The following is a 17,506-nucleotide window of genomic DNA, read 5'->3' as shown; positions in this document are numbered from 1 at the left end:
TGAGAGTAGGTCATCGTCAGACTCTTAATACCAAACCCCAGCTTCTTGCGAAGCTGGGGTTTTTTTATGTCCGAAATATGACCATTTTAATGCCTGATTAATCACAATCTTGAACCCTGATTTATGACAAGCCGCACAGTTGCATGTGGTGCAACTTAGTACACTCCAGCGAAAGAACTTACAAAAAATTAATCCCGTGGCGCTGTTGCCAGTGGCGCCGGCGCACATCGCGCACTATCCACCATTAGATGAACCGCCAAAATAACAATGCGGTCGCAGTGGGGTGTAACAATGATCAGATTGGTTGCGGTACTTCTTTTGCCAGTACTGTCTGTAGTTGTCCATGCTGAGCTAAGCGCGATTACTGACCATGCGATGTCTGAAGTTACCGGGCAGGCATTCGTCTCGGTTGATCGCCAGTATCATCCAGGAACAAACGACTCCACAGCCTATACGCGTGTAAACCTTGGGATGGACATAGAAGTCCAAACCAACGTTGACGTCATCGAGATGGGGCGTTACGAGCGTGCGGGAGAGAAGCCAGGAACGTCCGATGTCTACATCGAGGATTTCGCCTTGGGGTACATCAATAACCAGGCTTACTACAATGCTAACCCTTCTATGCCTCGGCAGCGTAAGCCCGATGGAAGCGTTTATGGGCAGGGAGAGATCGTACCTTTCTCTATAAGCGATCCATTTTTCGAGTTTGCCCAAGATGAAATCACCAACGAAATTGTAGGCTTTCGGCTTGGATTTGGCGACGCGATGGGCGTGCTCTCTGGTTCAATTAAAAACCTGAGTGGCAACGTAAACATCGAAATTCTTGACCGGGGTGAGGGGCTCAAAAATGCAGAATCTGATGGCAGTTTCGGTGACTCCCTTATAGTGGCGTTGGCCCCATACCTGACAAGCGGTGATCCGCTGTATGCTAAAGCCCAGTTGGTCTATGGCGAGGGCCCCAATATTGGTGAGCCGGATCCAATACGAGCAGAGTATGCGGGTATTTTAAATGGCGAAAAAATCGTTATTAAAGATGTGAGTGGTATTACCCGAGGACTTCTTAGAATTGTAGGAGGGACGGCGAGTTCTACCATTAATCTTGTTAACCCGAACTGTGGCTTTTTCTGTGGGAAAGGTGATGTTGAAGTGTCGGTTCAAGACTGCAAGGCTCTTGGTATAGGTGTTTGCTTCAAGCTTGATTCATATAACAGCTTTCCTGTCGGGGAGGTCGGCGAAGTGGGGGGGGAGCCTCGCCTGACTGGCCCGGTGGATGGCGTGTTTATGTCCTTTCAGACAAAGGACCTTGAATGGCTCAAAGATGTAAAAAAGCAGAACCTTTCCCCTGAGGATTTTATACGCGCAACACAAGGTGCATTCTTCAATATCCCAAACGGTGCAACCGTCGTAAATCTCGAGCAGGCGCTGCATGGTATTCCGCGTTTACGTACAGAGTATATTGACCGCGGCCTGGGGCTGTTCTAGGTGACTATGATGAGATCTGCAAGCAGACTTTTTCGACAGTCAGTCAAACAGACCCTCGCTGCATTTGTTGGATTGTGCCTTGTCAGCTCGGCACTAGCGGAACTTGAGGGGCTTTCCGAGAACGAAATGTCAGAAATTGACGGGACGGGCATCGGGGTTGTACTCGAAAACTTTAAATTCTCCCACGGTACAGATCAGCCGGATGCCAATGGCGATCGGGCGCGAGTATTTCGTATAGCAGGTATTAAAAGCACCGATGGCCGGGATGTGGATATCACCGTAAATAGGTTCTATGTTTCTGGTGCCAATAGTAATTTTGGAGAGAACCTGACCCCGGTTAATATCGGTCGCTTGATAAACCCCTGGCGCATAGATGTGGTAGACGGCAATAACATAGGCATTGCCGAGAAAGCAGTGCTCGAGGTTGCGGCGCCTGCGATGGTGGCGGCTGCTGAGGGGTTTGACTGTCTGAGCTCAAGTGCTGTGGCTGGCACCGGAACCTGTTCAAGCCGTCCAGCTGCCCCCGGCTTTGTTGGGGAGAGGGCAGATATCGGTATGCAAGTGAATGTGGGCATAGGAGCAGACCGCACTGGTAACGTAAATATTCATGCGAAAAGTGCTGTCGTAGACGGGAGTTACCTGCGCCTTTGGGGAGATGAAGGCCGCAAACAGATGGTTGCTCAGTTCAAGTTGAACTTCTATTCACCTGAGTTGGCTATTGATGTCTGTGCCCAGGATGGCACTGCCTGCGGTTCTAGAATCTACATGTCTGATGTTGTCATGGAGTTGGCCTTGGGCAACCAATTGCAGCCTCTGTTCCTTGATGTTGATGGTGGCGGTAACTTTGTCATTGATATTGCCTCTATCCGTAAGCCATTGGCTGGTGAAATAGGCGCTAACGGACTTCGCGCCAGCAGTAATCAAGAAGCCTGGGATTTTTATAATGCTTACTACACCGACCCTGAATACCGTAGCAATCTCAGCATTGGTAACTTTAGTGTAGGCAATAGAGACTTCGGTTCCGCCCGGATTCAAGGCGTTCTGATTCAGCACTTGAACATAAGAACCAAGGACTTATAACGATGAGCATAGCAGGTAGCGCAATGTTTAAGGTCCTGGCGGGGGTGTGTCTGTTTTCATTAATATGGCCTGTTACAGCAGAAATGACTCAGATCAGCGATGACGCAATGTCAGATGTCTCTGGTCAGGGCGGTATCTACCTCTCTGGAGATATCAGTATCAACGAGTTGGGTGGTCCGGTTGAGAATAGCTATTTTGGGCGCTGTGATGATGTGACCAAAAAGTGCGGTGCTCGTTTGGCGTTCCGATTAAAGGAAACGGGCGGGTGGATGGTTCTTGATGAGTTGCGAGGCAGCTTCGCATTTGAGGGGCTGACTTTGGGTACGCGAACTATCGATTCCGGCTTTGGAGGGGATGGAGTACTTTTCAATGGAGATGTATTAGAGCTGGGCTTGCCGAATATCGTACGTTTCGATGATGTGCGCTTCAAGATCGCTGCCAGTTCCACCCCGCGCCCAACCGACACAGGGTTTCAGCAAACTGATATTTTTACAGTTGAAATGCAGGGCGACGTAATCATGGAGGGCAACTTGCTCGTCTTCCCAGCGGGTAACCCCTAATAGGTGAGGTGCAAACATGAAGATCGATAAAGGTCGCAGCTACACTCTCGCCATCCATTCCGGGATCTTTCTCTTGGGTGCAGTATCGGCAACTTCCGCTGACATGAGGAGCCTTGATGACTCGGAATTGGCATCCGTCAGTGGGCAGAGCGGTATTACCCTTGAAATGGAGCTTGGAGTCACGGCAGACAAGGTTTCCTATTACGACGATGGTAAAGGGATTCATCTTGAAGGATTTCGCGTAGGTTCCGCTTCTGATCCCTCTGGCCAGGCGCGTCATGTAGTCAAGGTAGATATTGGCTCTGATGCGTCCCTAAATCTCGACTATCTGGTGGAAGACCGACGAATTGAGTTTAGCGATATTCGGCTTGCTGGAGCGCCTGGCCTCAGTATGGGTGGCGTTTTTCTGGACCATTCTTTGCAAGGTTATCTGAATATAAAACCGGGCGGTGCCGTCGGCGGTTCAGGCTATACATTCGATACAGCCTACACCATGACCGGGGGGCGATTGGGCTACAGAACCAACGGTAATGAAGTGTTTCTTGACGGCATTACTATGGACGTTGAGGCCCTGGGTATAACGCTGGATGTCGTCGGCGGCACACTCAAGCTGGATGCTCCCAGGGTGGTAGGCACCTGGCAGGTTGAAGCTATTCGATATAGTGGCAACCCATTGAACCACGGCGTTAGCAATGATGTCGGCTCTGGCGCTCTGTTGCCTTCCTATGGTGGGTTGAGTGGCCATTATGAACTCGCTTCCAGTACCGATATCCGGGCCGGAGGTCGTGAGGGCGAGGGGCTGCGGTTTGATAGCCAGACAACCATCCACAGTGCCTCTTTCTTGTATCACGATGATGGTAATGTTCTGGCTCTCAGGAATATCACGGGAAATATGAACGTGCAGGATTTGCGGCTGGACGTTGCGCCAGATTGGCAGAATAGACCTGCGTTGGCGTTGACATTGGGCTCAATGGCCGGTCAATTTGATATTGGTGCTATTGAGATGGGCGCTGAATCTAAAAGTATCGGTGAGGTGAATGTAAGCTTCCTGTTTGAGGAGCACGCATACAATGGCCGCAACTACACCAACGCTGTGTATTTGCAGGGCGGTGGACATGGGGATGCCGGGATGCAAGGTTTGCGGCTGGCCGCTGAGTGGAGCTTGCGTCGGGCAGATATAGCCTACACCGAAGACGGTAATCGGGTGATTTTCAGTGGCCTGCAGTCGTGGGGACGTGGCGATATTACCGTGAATGTCACTCGGGAAGAGGTTCGGGGCGGTACGCAATATTTTGACGGGCTTCGAATCGGTTTTGAGGATGTTAAAGCGGGATATCGGATTAATGGCCTGAAAATTGGAAGTGACGACGCGCAGCTGCAAGGTGGCACTGAACTGTTGCTCGCTCTGGGCTTTTATCCCGCCTACGAGTTTGAGCTTGATGGGCAGATAACCTTGGGTGCTGGAGGGGCCAGTGGTGAAGGGATTACGGTCAACTCTGATGTGCGTATCTCGAATGGCAAGGCTGCGATCATTGCCGATGCTTATGATAAGGGCGCGGGCGAAGTAAGCCAGAAAGGCCTTTGGATCAGCGAGCTTGAGTACGATGCTCATGCTCGGGATATGACCATTGATGCAACGGACGAAGGCTTGGATATGGTCACAGGGGAGTCTTGGGGCACTATGGATGTAGGTAACCTGCGGGTAGGTGATAAGTCGGCAGGCAGCAGCTTTGGTCGGTTTGTGCTTCAAAACTATGAGGTTGGAAGTAGCATGACCATTGTGCCCGGTGGAGCAGGTGATGTGTGCGCCGGTGGCGCTGGAGGCACGCAAATTGTGTGCGAGGCTTCGGGTGGTATCTGGGAGACGAGGGGCGAAGAAGGCATCACGGTTCGACTGAAAAATGTGCTTGCCAGAGCTGCAGGTAATAAAAAGAACGCCTTCACATGGGAGACCAATCGGCAACTGGATGGCAATGGTAATCCAGTAAACGGCACGGGCACTCGTGTTCTTCTGAATGATATCTATACCAGCGATGGCGGTGATTTTGACGGTGATGGTATAGATGACAACACCTTCGGGATTCGCACCGATCTTGCTGTGGACGTATATCAGACCAAGGTGATCAAGAAGCAGAATGGGCCAGATTCACTGGGTGTTCTGGGTGTAAAAGGCGATGAAAAAATTATGGACCCCAATGTGGCCCACGGATACCGCTATGTAGGCAACCCAACCCAAGGCGATCTGACTAATCGCCCTCTCGGGTTTGCGGTGAAGGCTCAGAGCCAGTTCAAAGAGTTATCTGTTAATAATATTGACCTTGTGCATCCGACCGGTGGTGCTCAAACAGCCGTATACGGAGTCATGATGCAGAACTTCGACATAAGAGCGAACCTCACGGCGACACCCATTCCCTGACAGTAATGGTGGTCCAGCGTCTACTGCTCCAACCGCCAACTTTGCTTTTTTGCGCCCTCCTGGTGTTTAATCCGCCGATACCAAATATTTCGGCCGGATAATATCTGATGAAACTCAAAGCCCTTGTTGCCCTTCTCAGCGATGGACAGGTTCACTCTGGCGAATCTCTTGCCCAGAAATTAGGCGTGAGCCGTACAGCAATCTGGAAACAGGTGAGGCGTCTAATGGATCGTGGTTTTGAGGTGGCGAGCATTCGCGGTCGCGGTTATCAGCTGGTCTCTCGGGTTGATTTGCTGGATTCGGCCCAGATCACCGACCAACTTGATGCAGCGTTGGCGGCGCGGATTGATTTGAGGGTGCGAGATGAAGTGGATTCAACCAACGCTGAGGTCCTCAGGCAAATTGATGACGGTTGTGACAGTAGGCTTCCGATCTGCATTGCAGACTCCCAGACAGCTGGTCGGGGTCGAAGAGGGCGAAGCTGGCAAAGTCCACGTGGAGAAAATCTGTACCTGAGCATGGGGTTGATCTTCCATGGTGGTTTCTCGGTGCTGGACGGACTTAGTCTCGTGTTTGGGGTGGCGGTTGCGGAGGCGCTCGAGACCTTGGGTGTTCCGGATGTTGGCTTGAAATGGCCCAATGATATATTTCTTCCAGCAGGCAAGCTCGGAGGCATCCTTGTGGAATTGCAGGGTGAATTGCAAGAAGGAGTTGTGCGGGTGGTTGTGGGTATCGGGATTAACGTGCATATGCTTAAAGCCGGAGGTGTTGATCAGCCATGGAGTAGTCTTGCAAGTGCCTGCCCGGATACCGAGTGGTCCAGAAATCGGGTCGCAGCAGCGATCATTGGTGCAGTGGCTGATGCTGCTGAAACGTTTTCAAGTCAGGGGTTTGGAGTATTCCGCGAGCCTTGGCAGAATCGCGATATATACTGCAATCGCCTTATCCAGGCAAAGGATGGGGAGTTGAAGGGTGTCGGCAAAGGCATTGACGAAAGTGGGAACTATTTGCTTGGCACGCTGGAGGGGGGGGAAGTTCCAATTCGTGCTGGGGAAATAAGCTTACGGGTGGTTTTGTGAGGCTGTTGATTGATGCCGGGAATTCCAGGCTAAAGTGGCGTCTTGATGAATCGGGGCGGGTTGTTGATCAGGGTGTGGGTGTTATTGCGGATGACGATCCTTTGCCTGGGTTGTCTGTGGTTGAGGGGCGTGTTTCCAGGGTGGCGGTCTCTACTGTTGCTTCGGAGACAAAGAGGGCGAGCCTTTTGGCGCATTTGTCGAGTCGGTTTGGCGCGCCGGTCAGGTTCTACTGGGCAGAGGCTGCGAGGAAGGGGCTTAGAAGTGCGTATAAAGATTGCAGCCAAATGGGCGCGGATCGATGGCACGCCATGTACGGAGCCTGGCAGCGGCACAAGCAGGCTTTCTTGGTGGTCGACGCTGGTAGCGCGATAACCGTTGATTATGTCGACTCTCACGGGCGTCACCTTGGGGGGTTTATTTTGCCAGGCCTGAATATGATGCGTCGCAGTTTGCAGGTGGATGCCGCTCGCATAGATTTTGATCCGAGTCAGGTCTTGAGTGTTAGCCCGGGAGTAAGTACCAGCGAGTGTGTTAATCATGGTATCGCATGGTTGTTCGAGGCGCTGGTTGAGCGAGTTAAGCGCGATTCTATAGCGTTCAGGATCAACGATATTGTGGTTACGGGGGGCGATGCAGACAGGCTTCTCGAGCTTGGGTTGGTTGCAGAATTCTGCCCATCTCTGGTCATGGACGGGCTTGGTCTGATCGACGCAGAGGCCCATGCAGTATGAAATGGCTTGCGCTTGTGCTGGTTGTCATAAATCTTTGTGTTTGGCAGTTGAGCGATTACGCCAAAGGGGATGTTAAGCCTGGTTCCACTGTGGGCGGAAGTCTGCCGCGAGTAGCGAGTCTCAAAGTACAGAATGGTGCTTCCGGATCATTGGAGCCTGTGCCCAGTGCGCGGGAGTGTGTCAGGCTGGGCTGGCTTAAAAGTTTGGAAATTGCAGAGGCTCTTAAGTCACACTCAGCGCTTGCAAGAGCTGAAAGTATGTTCTTGGAGGAGGTTGAACGGCCTTTACCCTCGTTGCACTGGGTTATTATTCCCCCTCAGCCCCGTTCAGAAGCGTTGGAGCAGTTCCGCGAAATGCAAAAGCGAGGCATAGATTCCTATCTGGTAACCGAGGGTGCAAATCGAAATGCGATTTCTCTCGGTTTATTTGAGTCTCGTAGAGCAGCAATATCCGTGCTGGAAGAAAAAAAGAGCAAGAATTTTAACGTGGTACTAGTCAACTTCGATCGAAATCAGATAAGCTACGCGCTCGCTTTTGAGAGTGAGCCAAATCTTGCACAAGAGATGGTTCAGGCGCTAGAGGCGGGTTATGGGGCGGAATTTGACTTTGTTGAGTTTAACCGCTGCGAGAGTGTTGCAACTCCCGAAAATAATCCGTAGTATACCGCCCTCGCTGAACAAGCGAATGTGAGCTGGCGTAGCTCAGTTGGTAGAGCAGCTGACTTGTAATCAGCAGGTCGGGGGTTCGATTCCGTCCGCCAGCTCCACTTTTTGTTGTGACAGGTGCGTGATATTGCATCTGACTCGGAGGGGTTCCCGAGTGGCCAAAGGGATCAGACTGTAAATCTGACGCGAAAGCTTCGCTGGTTCGAATCCAGCCCCCTCCACCACTTAATTGCTCGCGGGCATCGTATAGTGGCTATTACCTCAGCCTTCCAAGCTGATGACGCGGGTTCGATTCCCGCTGCCCGCTCCAATTTGATTTGCAATGCTCATGTAGCTCAGTCGGTAGAGCACATCCTTGGTAAGGATGAGGTCACCGGTTCAACTCCGGTCATGAGCTCCACTATTTATCCGGTCAACGTTGCTATCCAGGTTGATTAGGGGGATTGGTCGAATGTCTAAGTCTAAGTTTGAAAGAATTAAGCCACACCTTAACGTGGGCACTATTGGTCACGTTGACCATGGTAAGACGACTCTGACCGCTGCTCTGACTCGTGTGTGTCACGAAGTTTGGGGTACTGGTTCTGCGAGTGCATTCGATCAGATCGATAACGCACCGGAAGAGCGTGCGCGTGGTATTACCATTGCGACCTCTCACGTTGAGTACGATTCTCCTAGCCGTCACTACGCACACGTAGACTGCCCGGGCCACGCGGATTATGTGAAGAACATGATCACCGGTGCGGCTCAGATGGATGGCGCGATTCTGGTTTGTTCCGCAGCTGACGGCCCGATGCCTCAGACGCGTGAGCACATCCTGCTGTCTCGTCAGGTTGGCGTTCCTTACATCGTTGTGTTCCTGAACAAAGCGGACATGGTAGATGATGAAGAGCTGCTTGAGCTGGTAGAGATGGAAGTGCGCGAGCTGTTGAGTGCGTACGACTTCCCGGGTGACGATACGCCAATCATCACTGGTTCAGCGCTGATGGCGTTGCAGGGCAAAGACGACAACGAAATGGGCACAACCGCTGTGAAGAAGCTGGTTGAGGCTCTGGACGATTACATCCCTGAGCCGGAGCGTGCGATTGATCAGCCGTTCCTGCTGCCGATTGAGGATGTGTTCTCTATCTCCGGTCGTGGTACGGTTGTGACCGGTCGTGTTGAGCGCGGTATCGTCAAGGTTGGTGAGGAGGTTGAGATTGTTGGTATCAAGGATACCGTCAAGACTGTCTGCACCGGTGTTGAGATGTTCCGTAAGCTGCTGGACGAAGGTCGTGCTGGCGAGAACGTAGGTGTACTGCTTCGTGGTACCAAGCGTGACGACGTTGAGCGTGGTCAGGTATTGTGTAAGCCGGGCAGCATCAAGCCGCACACCAAGTTTGAGTGTGAAGTATACGTACTGAGCAAGGATGAGGGTGGTCGTCACACTCCATTCTTCAAGGGCTACCGTCCTCAGTTCTACTTCCGTACTACCGACGTAACTGGTTCCTGTGAATTGCCGGAAGGCGTGGAAATGGTTATGCCGGGTGATAACGTACAGATGGAAGTGACGTTGATTGCTCCGATCGCCATGGAAGATGGCCTGCGCTTCGCGATTCGCGAAGGCGGTCGTACCGTTGGTGCTGGCGTAGTCGCCAAGATCATCGAGTAATAAGTTACCCGAATACCAGGCGCGCCCTTGTGGTGCGCTTGATAGAAAGTGCACTGAGTAGTTTCGGTGCAGGCCAGTAGCTCAATTGGCAGAGCAGCGGTCTCCAAAACCGCAGGTTGGGGGTTCGATTCCCTCCTGGCCTGCCATTTTTTTAACATCCGGATACATAAGTTGATTCCCATGGAGTCAAAAGCTGTTCAATCAAACAGTCGCTTCGATGTAGTGAAGTGGTTAGTTGTGTTCGTGCTGATTGCCGTCGGTGTTGTTGGTAATCAGTATTTCAGCGCCGAGTCTTTGCTGTATCGGGTTCTGGCTCTTGTTGTGCTTGCTATCGTTGCGGCCTTGGTGGCTTTGCAGACGATGCGCGGCCGACGCTTCGCGACGCTTCTGAAAGAAGCTCGTGTTGAGATCCGGAAGGTGGTATGGCCCACTAGGCCAGAGCTGGTTCAGACCACGATTATTGTTGTGGTTTTTGTGCTGGTTGTGTCTCTGTTGTTGTGGGGTATGGACTCCATAATCAGCTGGCTGGTCGCCGGATTCATAGGTTAACAGGAGTGGGCAATGGCTAAGCGCTGGTACGTGGTTCATGCATATTCTGGCTACGAAAAGCACGTAATGCGCACTCTCATCGAGCGTATAGCGCTTGAAGGTATGGAAGACAGGTTCGGTGAGATCCTTGTTCCTACCGAAGAAGTTGTTGAGATGCGTGATGGGAAAAAGCGTAAGAGTGAGCGCAAGTTTTATCCTGGATACGTTCTCGTTCAAATGGAAATGGATGACGGTACCTGGCACCTTGTGAAGAATACGCCTCGAGTGCTTGGTTTTATCGGTGGCACCAAGGATAAGCCGGCTCCGATTACCGAGCGTGAAGCTGAAGCGATTTTGCGCCGGGTTGAGAGTGGTGCTGATAAGCCCAAGCCCAAGACGTTGTTTGAGCCAGGCGAGGTTGTTCGCGTTGTTGAGGGTCCGTTTGCTGACTTCAATGGCGTTGTGGAAGAAGTTGACTACGGCAAGAGTCGGGTCAAGGTTGCTGTTCTGATCTTTGGTCGCTCAACTCCGGTAGAGTTGGAGTTTGGGCAGGTCGAGAAAGACTGATCGGCAGCTTATAAACCGGAAGGCTCGCGCGCTAAGGCGTCGCGGGCTTTTTGTGTCTGCAACGGGGAGCCGGAAGGCGTTTGAACCCATAGGAGTACTATCATGGCTAAAAAGATAGAAGCATATATCAAGCTTCAGGTTGCTGCCGGTAAGGCCAACCCGAGCCCCCCCGTAGGCCCTGCGCTGGGTCAGCGCGGCGTCAATATCATGGAGTTTTGTAAGGCGTTCAACGCAAAGACTCAGGATATGGAAGCCGGTCTACCGATTCCTACTGTCATTACTGTATACAGTGACCGTAGCTTCACATTCATTACCAAGACTCCGCCTGCACCTGTGCTTCTCAAAAAGGCTGCCGGTGTAAAGAGTGGATCTGGTCGCCCGAATACCGATAAGGTTGGCAAGGTGACTCGTGAACAGCTTGAAGAAATTGCCAAGACTAAAGAGCCGGATCTGACTGCTGCCGATATGGACGCAGCGGTTCGCACCATTGCTGGTACTGCCCGCAGCATGGGCCTGACCGTGGAGGGTGTGTAACATGTCTAAAATGAGCAAGCGCCAGAAGCTGATTCGCTCAAAGGTTGAGTCAACGCGTTCTTACTCTGTCGATGAAGCGGTGTCGCTGCTGGTCGAGCTGGGTCAAAGCGTAAAGTTTAAAGAGTCAGTAGACGTTGCAATCAATCTTGGTGTTGATGCGCGTAAATCTGACCAGGTTGTGCGTAGCAGCACTGTATTGCCGCACGGCACAGGTAAAACCGTCCGTGTCGCGGTATTTACTCAGGGTGCAAACGCTGAGAAAGCGACTGCTGCAGGCGCCGACATTGTTGGTATGGACGATCTTGCTGAAGAAGTTAAAAAAGGCAACATGGATTTCGACGTGGTAATTGCCACCCCGGATGCCATGCGTGTTGTCGGTCAGCTGGGTCAGATTCTGGGCCCCCGTGGCCTGATGCCTAACCCCAAAGTAGGTACCGTAACCCCTGACGTTGAGACTGCGGTCAAAAACGCCAAGGCGGGTCAGGTGCGCTACCGTACGGATAAGAATGGTATTATCCATTCGCCGTTAGGTAATGTGGAATTCTCTGCTCAGAATATCAAGGAAAACCTTGAGTCGCTGGTTGCAGATCTGAAAAAGGCCAAGCCGTCCTCGGCGAAAGGTGTGTATCTCAAGAAGATCACCCTTTCGTCAACGATGGGTCCTGGCCTGACTATCGATCAAGGTGGTCTTGATATCTGACCCTCTGGTCGGTAGTTACTTTGTAGTCTGGGCGGAAGCCAAGGCTGTCAAAGACCGCAGGCCCCTGAAGTCTTCCGACTGGAAGGGTTAAAGCAACGCCTGCGCAGACGGTGTGAAGACGTTCTCTCTGAACCCAAACACCGTTAAGGCGCCTGTAGGAAGCCTTGAGTATCAGGCTTCCAGGGCAATGATGGGTTTGCCGGGAATACCCCTGGCGAAATCGAGGAGAAATCCAGTGGCAATTAGACTCGAAGACAAGAAAGCGATCGTCGCTGAAGTCAACGAGACTGCCGGTGGTGCTCTGTCTGTGGTTCTGGCTGACTACCGTGGTGTCACCTCTGGTGATATGACGGCTCTGCGTGCCAAAGCTCGTGCCGAAAATGTGCGTCTCAAGGTTGTTCGTAACAACCTGGCTAAGATTGCTATTCGTGGTACAGAGTTTGAGTGCATCGATGAGGCGCTGGTCGGCCCTACCATTCTGGCATTCTCAATGGAAGATCCGGGAGCGGCTGCGCGCCTGCTGAAGGATTTTGCGAAAGAGAAGGACGCGTTCGAGATTAAAGGACTGGCAGTCGGCGGTGAGCTGATGGGCGCAGACCAAATCGATCGTCTTGCCAAGCTGCCAACACGTCACGAAGCGTTGACGATGCTGGCCGCGGTAACACAGGCACCAATCACCAAGCTGGCACGGACACTGAACGAAGTTCCTTCGAAAGTGACCCGCGCCGTTGCGGCAGTTCGAGACCAGAAGCAAGAAGCTGCTTGATTCTGTTGAACACCATATTTATTTTTTTGGGAGAAAGTCATGGCTCTGTCTAAAGACGATATTTTGAATGCAATTGCTGAAATGAGCGTAATGGATGTTGTGGCGCTGGTTGAAGCAATGGAAGAGAAGTTCGGCGTATCTGCCGCTGCTGCTGTTGCAGCCGCACCTGCAGCTGCTGGTGGCGATGCTGCCGCTGCTGAAGAGCAGACCGAGTTTGATGTTATTCTGACTGGCGTTGGCGAGAAGAAAGTTAACGTTATCAAGGCTGTTCGTGAACTGACCGGCCTGGGTCTGAAAGAAGCTAAAGAGCTGGTTGACGGCGCGCCTTCCACTATCAAGGAAGCAGCGAGCAAGGCTGACTCAGAAGAAGCCAAGAAGAAGCTTGAGGAAGCAGGCGCTTCTGTTGAGCTTAAGTAAGAGTCGGCTGTTGATCGAAGCTGCGCTGTAAGCGCAGACAGGCTGGTGGCTTTGTGCCACCGGCCTTTTTCTGTTGTATATGCTATAGAGTCTGGCATTCGGATGCAGGGTTGTTGAGTTCTGCAAATGTTTGTCAGGGTCTTCGTTCAAGACGGCGCGATAAGCCGAGCAATTCGGCCCCGAAGCAGAACATTGGTTGCTTCTTGATACCAGGTATCAGGTCTAAAGCTGGGGAATGCAGATGACTTACTCCTACACTGAAAAAAAGCGGATTCGCAAAGATTTTAGTAAATTGCCTTCCGTGATGGATGTCCCCTATTTGCTGTCTATTCAGCTGGATTCATTTCGGGACTTCCTGCAAATGGAAGCCGCACCTGGAGATCGTCGGGAAACCGGTCTTCATGCAGCATTCAAATCCGTATTCCCGATTGCCAGCTACTCTGGCAATGCTGCACTCGAATATGTGAGCTACCGAATTGGTGAGCCTGTATTCGATGTTAAGGAATGCCAGCTTAGGGGCGTAACATACGCGGCGCCGCTGAGAGTGAAAGTTCGTCTTATCATTTATGATAAGGAATCGTCCAACAAGGCGATCAAGGACATCAAAGAACAGGAAGTCTACATGGGCGAAATGCCCCTGATGACTGAGAATGGTACCTTCGTTATCAACGGTACCGAGCGTGTTATCGTTTCCCAGCTCCACCGCTCTCCCGGTGTGTTCTTTGACCATGATAAAGGTAAAACCCACTCATCCGGCAAGCTGCTGTATTCAGCTCGGGTGATTCCTTACCGTGGTTCCTGGCTCGATTTCGAATTCGATCCAAAGGACGCTGTTTTCGTTCGGATTGACCGTCGACGCAAGTTGCCGGCGTCCATTCTCCTGCGCTCACTCGGTTATACCTCGGAGCAAATGCTGGAGATGTTTTTTGAAACCAGTAAGTTCTCTCTGGGTGCTGAGACGTGCAAGCTGGAGTTGGTGCCAAGTCGCCTTCGTGGCGATATCGCGACCTTCGATATCAAAGATAACGATGGCAAGCTGATTGTAGAAGAGGGGCGCCGGATTACGGCACGCCACATCAAGCAGCTGGAAAAAGCAGGCATTAATGAGCTTGAGGTTCCCACTGAGTATCTGTATGGCCGTGTTCTGGCCAAGGATATGATCGACAAGGCCAGTGGCGAAGTGCTGGTTGAGTGTAATACCGAGCTCAGCGAAGAAGTGGTTACCAAGATTCTCGATGCTGGCGTTACAGAGATCGAGACTCTTTATACCAACGACCTGGATTGCGGTCCGTTTATGTCCGATACCCTGCGTATCGACCCGACCCGCAGCCCACTGGAAGCTTTGGTAGAAATTTACCGGATGATGCGTCCCGGGGAGCCGCCCACAAAGGACTCTGCAGAGAATCTGTTCAACAACCTGTTCTTCTCTGAAGAGCGGTATGATTTGTCTGCTGTTGGTCGGATGAAGCTCAATCGTCGTCTGCGTCGGGAAGAGAGCACTGGCGAAGGTACGCTGACTCACGAAGATATCATTGATGTCCTCAAGACTCTGATCGATATCCGTAACGGTCAGGGCACGGTAGACGATATTGATAACCTGGGTAACCGCCGCGTACGTTGCGTTGGTGAGATGGCTGAAAACCAGTTCCGAGTTGGTCTCGTTCGTGTTGAGCGTGCGGTCCGTGAGCGACTGAGCCTGGCAGAAAGTGAAGGCCTGATGCCTCAGGATCTGATAAACGCGAAGCCGGTAGCTGCCGCGGTTAAAGAATTCTTTGGCTCAAGCCAGCTGTCCCAGTTCATGGATCAGAACAACCCGCTGTCTGAAGTCACTCACAAGCGCCGTATCTCGGCTCTTGGGCCTGGCGGCCTGACTCGTGAGCGTGCTGGCTTTGAGGTTCGTGACGTACACCCGACCCATTATGGCCGAGTGTGTCCGATCGAGACGCCGGAAGGTCCAAACATCGGCCTGATCAACTCTCTGGCAACTTATGCCCGTGCCAACTCCTATGGTTTCCTTGAGAGCCCATACAGGAAGGTAATTGACGGCGTAGTTACCGATGAGTTGGTTTACCTGTCGGCAATTGAAGAAAGCAATTATGTTATCGCCCAGGCCAGTGCGGCTATGGACGAAGGTAAACGCCTGCAGGACGAGCTGGTAACTGTGCGTCACCAGAACGAAACCACGGTTATGCCTCCAGAAAGTGTTAACTTCATGGACGTGTCTCCACGCCAGGTTGTATCTGTTGCTGCCTCGCTGATTCCGTTCCTTGAGCACGATGATGCTAACCGTGCCTTGATGGGTGCGAACATGCAGCGCCAGGCTGTTCCGACACTGCGTTCTCAGGTGCCTCTGGTTGGTACCGGTGTTGAGCGTACGGTTGCTCAGGACTCTGGTGTTTGTGTGACGGCTCGTCGTGGCGGTGTTATCGAGAGTGTTGATGCGGCCCGTATTGTGGTGCGTGTGAACAACGAAGAGACCGAAGCTGGTGATGCAGGTGTGGATATTTATAACCTCACCAAGTACACCCGCTCGAACCAGAATACCTGTATTAACCAGCGTTCAATCGTTCGCCAGGGTGATGAAATTGCCCGCGGTGACGTACTGGCAGATGGGCCTTCCGTCGATTTGGGTGAGCTGGCTCTGGGGCAGAACATGCGTATCGCATTTATGCCTTGGAATGGTTACAACTTTGAGGACTCCATCCTTATTTCCGAGAAAGTGGTTCAGGAAGATCGCCTGACCACGATCCACATTCAGGAATTGACCTGTGTGGCGCGTGATACAAAGCTGGGTAGTGAAGAAATCACCGCGGATATTCCAAACGTTGGTGAGAGCGCACTGTCCAAGCTGGATGAGTCCGGTATTGTTTACATAGGTGCTGAAGTAGGTGCTGGCGATATTCTGGTGGGCAAGGTAACACCGAAAGGTGAGACCCAGTTGACCCCGGAAGAGAAGCTGTTGAGGGCTATCTTCGGTGAGAAGGCGTCTGATGTAAAAGACACCTCATCACGTGTGCCAACGGGCACTCGCGGTACCGTAATCGATGTTCAGGTATTTACCCGTGACGGCATCGAGAAGGATCAGCGCGCTCAGTCAATTGAGAAAGAGCAGCTGAATCAGTACCGCAAAGACCTGAAGGACGAGTACCGCATCGTTGAGGGCGCTACCTTTGAGCGTTTGCTGAACGCACTCAAAGGACAGCAAGTCATCAGTGGGCCTGGCCTGAAGAAGGGCGCAAGCCTCGACGAAGGTTACCTGACCGAGCTGCCTCGTTCAGACTGGTTCAAGCTGCGCATGCAGGACGAGAGCCTGAATGAACTTCTGGAGAAGTCCGAGCAGGGCCTTGAAGAGCGTACTAAGGAGCACGAAGCGCGCTTTGATGACAAAAAAGGCAAGCTTCAGCAGGGCGATGATCTGGCTCCGGGCGTACTGAAAATCGTCAAGGTTTACCTTGCGATCAAGCGTCGTATCCAGCCAGGTGACAAGATGGCGGGTCGTCACGGTAACAAGGGTGTTATTTCGGCAGTAAAGCCGATCGAAGATATGCCGTACGATGAGTTCGGTAACACTGTTGATATCGTTCTGAACCCACTGGGTGTTCCTTCGCGAATGAACGTTGGGCAGGTTCTCGAGACTCACTTGGGGGCTGCAGCAAAGGGCCTCGGCGAGCGCATCAGCAAGATGCTGGATGAGCAGCGCAAAGTAGCCGACCTGCGCAAACTGCTTGATGAGATCTACAACCACTCTGATGAAGTCTTCAAAGTGGATTTGGATTCCTTGAGTGACAAGGAAATCCTCGAGATGTCTCATAACCTGCGCGGTGGTGTTCCTATGGCCACGCCTGTGTTTGATGGCGCCGAGGAATCCGAGGTCAAGCACATGCTTGAGTTGGCAGGCCTTAGCACAACTGGACAGACCAAGCTGTATGATGGTCGTACAGGTGATGCCTTCGATCGCCCGGTAACAGTAGGGTATATGTATATCCTCAAGCTTAACCACTTGATCGATGACAAGATGCACGCCCGTTCCACTGGATCCTATAGCCTGGTTACTCAGCAGCCGCTGGGTGGTAAGGCGCAGTTCGGTGGTCAGCGTTTCGGTGAGATGGAAGTGTGGGCCCTAGAGGCTTACGGTGCAGCGTATACGCTGCAGGAAATGCTCACCGTTAAGTCTGACGACGTGAACGGTCGGACCAAGATGTACAAGAACATTGTCGATGGTGATCATCGCATGGAGCCCGGCATGCCGGAATCCTTCAACGTTCTTGTCAAGGAGATCCGTTCGCTGGGTATCGACATCGAGCTGGAATCTGAGTGAGCCGAATTGTTTTTG

General features: G+C 52.1%; 15 protein-coding genes and 5 tRNA genes. All 20 read left to right on the top strand.

What is annotated here, in order from left to right:
* Positions 1–291: 291 nt before the first annotated feature.
* Positions 292–1,482, top strand: a complete 1,191-nt coding sequence (locus tag Q0824_RS16815; RefSeq protein WP_298453476.1) for a DUF6160 family protein — start codon at positions 292–294, stop codon at positions 1,480–1,482.
* A 9-nt stretch (positions 1,483–1,491) separates the two neighbouring features.
* Entirely contained in the window at positions 1,492–2,562 is a 1,071-nt protein-coding gene (locus tag Q0824_RS16810; RefSeq protein ID WP_298453473.1) for a hypothetical protein, read from the top strand.
* 83 nt (positions 2,563–2,645) lie between these two features.
* On the top strand, positions 2,646–3,122 hold the full coding sequence (locus Q0824_RS16805) for a hypothetical protein (RefSeq protein ID WP_298453470.1): 477 nt from the start codon (positions 2,646–2,648) through the stop codon (positions 3,120–3,122).
* Between the two features lie 16 nt (positions 3,123–3,138).
* Complete coding sequence (locus Q0824_RS16800; protein ID WP_298453468.1) at positions 3,139–5,538, top strand: DUF6160 family protein; 2,400 nt, start codon at positions 3,139–3,141, stop codon at positions 5,536–5,538.
* Between the two features lie 107 nt (positions 5,539–5,645).
* Positions 5,646–6,617 carry a biotin--[acetyl-CoA-carboxylase] ligase gene (locus tag Q0824_RS16795; protein ID WP_298453464.1) on the top strand — a complete coding sequence of 324 codons (972 nt, stop codon included), beginning with the start codon at positions 5,646–5,648 and terminating at the stop codon, positions 6,615–6,617.
* The gene (locus tag Q0824_RS16790) at positions 6,614–7,348 is read left to right on the top strand and encodes a type III pantothenate kinase (protein WP_298453461.1); all 735 of its coding nucleotides are present in this window, start codon (positions 6,614–6,616) and stop codon (positions 7,346–7,348) included. Before Q0824_RS16795 ends, Q0824_RS16790 begins: the two co-directional genes overlap by 4 nt.
* A gap of 203 nt (positions 7,349–7,551) precedes the next feature.
* Complete coding sequence (locus tag Q0824_RS16785; RefSeq protein WP_298453458.1) at positions 7,552–8,007, top strand: hypothetical protein; 456 nt, start codon at positions 7,552–7,554, stop codon at positions 8,005–8,007.
* A gap of 31 nt (positions 8,008–8,038) precedes the next feature.
* Positions 8,039–8,114: transfer RNA gene (locus tag Q0824_RS16780), tRNA-Thr, on the top strand.
* A gap of 39 nt (positions 8,115–8,153) precedes the next feature.
* Positions 8,154–8,237, top strand: a tRNA-Tyr gene (locus Q0824_RS16775).
* 11 nt (positions 8,238–8,248) lie between these two features.
* Positions 8,249–8,323 (top strand) — tRNA-Gly (locus tag Q0824_RS16770).
* A gap of 14 nt (positions 8,324–8,337) precedes the next feature.
* Positions 8,338–8,413: transfer RNA gene (locus Q0824_RS16765), tRNA-Thr, on the top strand.
* Positions 8,414–8,464: 51 nt separating this feature from the next.
* Positions 8,465–9,661 (top strand): elongation factor Tu, encoded by a 1,197-nt coding sequence (gene tuf, locus Q0824_RS16760; RefSeq protein ID WP_298453426.1) that lies wholly within the window; start codon positions 8,465–8,467, stop codon positions 9,659–9,661.
* A gap of 70 nt (positions 9,662–9,731) precedes the next feature.
* Positions 9,732–9,807: transfer RNA gene (locus Q0824_RS16755), tRNA-Trp, on the top strand.
* A gap of 34 nt (positions 9,808–9,841) precedes the next feature.
* Positions 9,842–10,210, top strand: coding sequence for a preprotein translocase subunit SecE (secE, locus tag Q0824_RS16750; protein WP_298453455.1), 369 nt, complete (start codon positions 9,842–9,844; stop codon positions 10,208–10,210).
* Positions 10,211–10,222: 12 nt separating this feature from the next.
* Positions 10,223–10,756, top strand: coding sequence for a transcription termination/antitermination protein NusG (gene nusG / locus Q0824_RS16745; RefSeq protein ID WP_298453452.1), 534 nt, complete (start codon positions 10,223–10,225; stop codon positions 10,754–10,756).
* 102 nt (positions 10,757–10,858) lie between these two features.
* Positions 10,859–11,290: a 50S ribosomal protein L11 gene (rplK, locus tag Q0824_RS16740; RefSeq protein WP_298453449.1), complete on the top strand. Its 432-nt coding sequence runs from the start codon at positions 10,859–10,861 to the stop codon at positions 11,288–11,290.
* Position 11,291: 1 nt separating this feature from the next.
* Complete coding sequence (gene rplA / locus Q0824_RS16735) at positions 11,292–11,990, top strand: 50S ribosomal protein L1 (protein WP_298453446.1); 699 nt, start codon at positions 11,292–11,294, stop codon at positions 11,988–11,990.
* 235 nt (positions 11,991–12,225) lie between these two features.
* Positions 12,226–12,756, top strand: a complete 531-nt coding sequence (rplJ, locus tag Q0824_RS16730; protein WP_200205301.1) for a 50S ribosomal protein L10 — start codon at positions 12,226–12,228, stop codon at positions 12,754–12,756.
* Positions 12,757–12,795: 39 nt separating this feature from the next.
* Positions 12,796–13,173 (top strand): 50S ribosomal protein L7/L12, encoded by a 378-nt coding sequence (gene rplL / locus Q0824_RS16725; RefSeq protein WP_298453441.1) that lies wholly within the window; start codon positions 12,796–12,798, stop codon positions 13,171–13,173.
* A gap of 241 nt (positions 13,174–13,414) precedes the next feature.
* Positions 13,415–17,491, top strand: coding sequence for a DNA-directed RNA polymerase subunit beta (gene rpoB / locus Q0824_RS16720; protein ID WP_298453437.1), 4,077 nt, complete (start codon positions 13,415–13,417; stop codon positions 17,489–17,491).
* Positions 17,492–17,506: the final 15 nt, after the last annotated feature.

Origin of the sequence: uncultured Marinobacter sp., from assembly GCF_947488835.1 — a bacterium.
Lineage (GTDB): Bacteria > Pseudomonadota > Gammaproteobacteria > Pseudomonadales > Oleiphilaceae > Marinobacter.
This window is presented reverse-complemented; position numbering and strand designations above follow the sequence as displayed.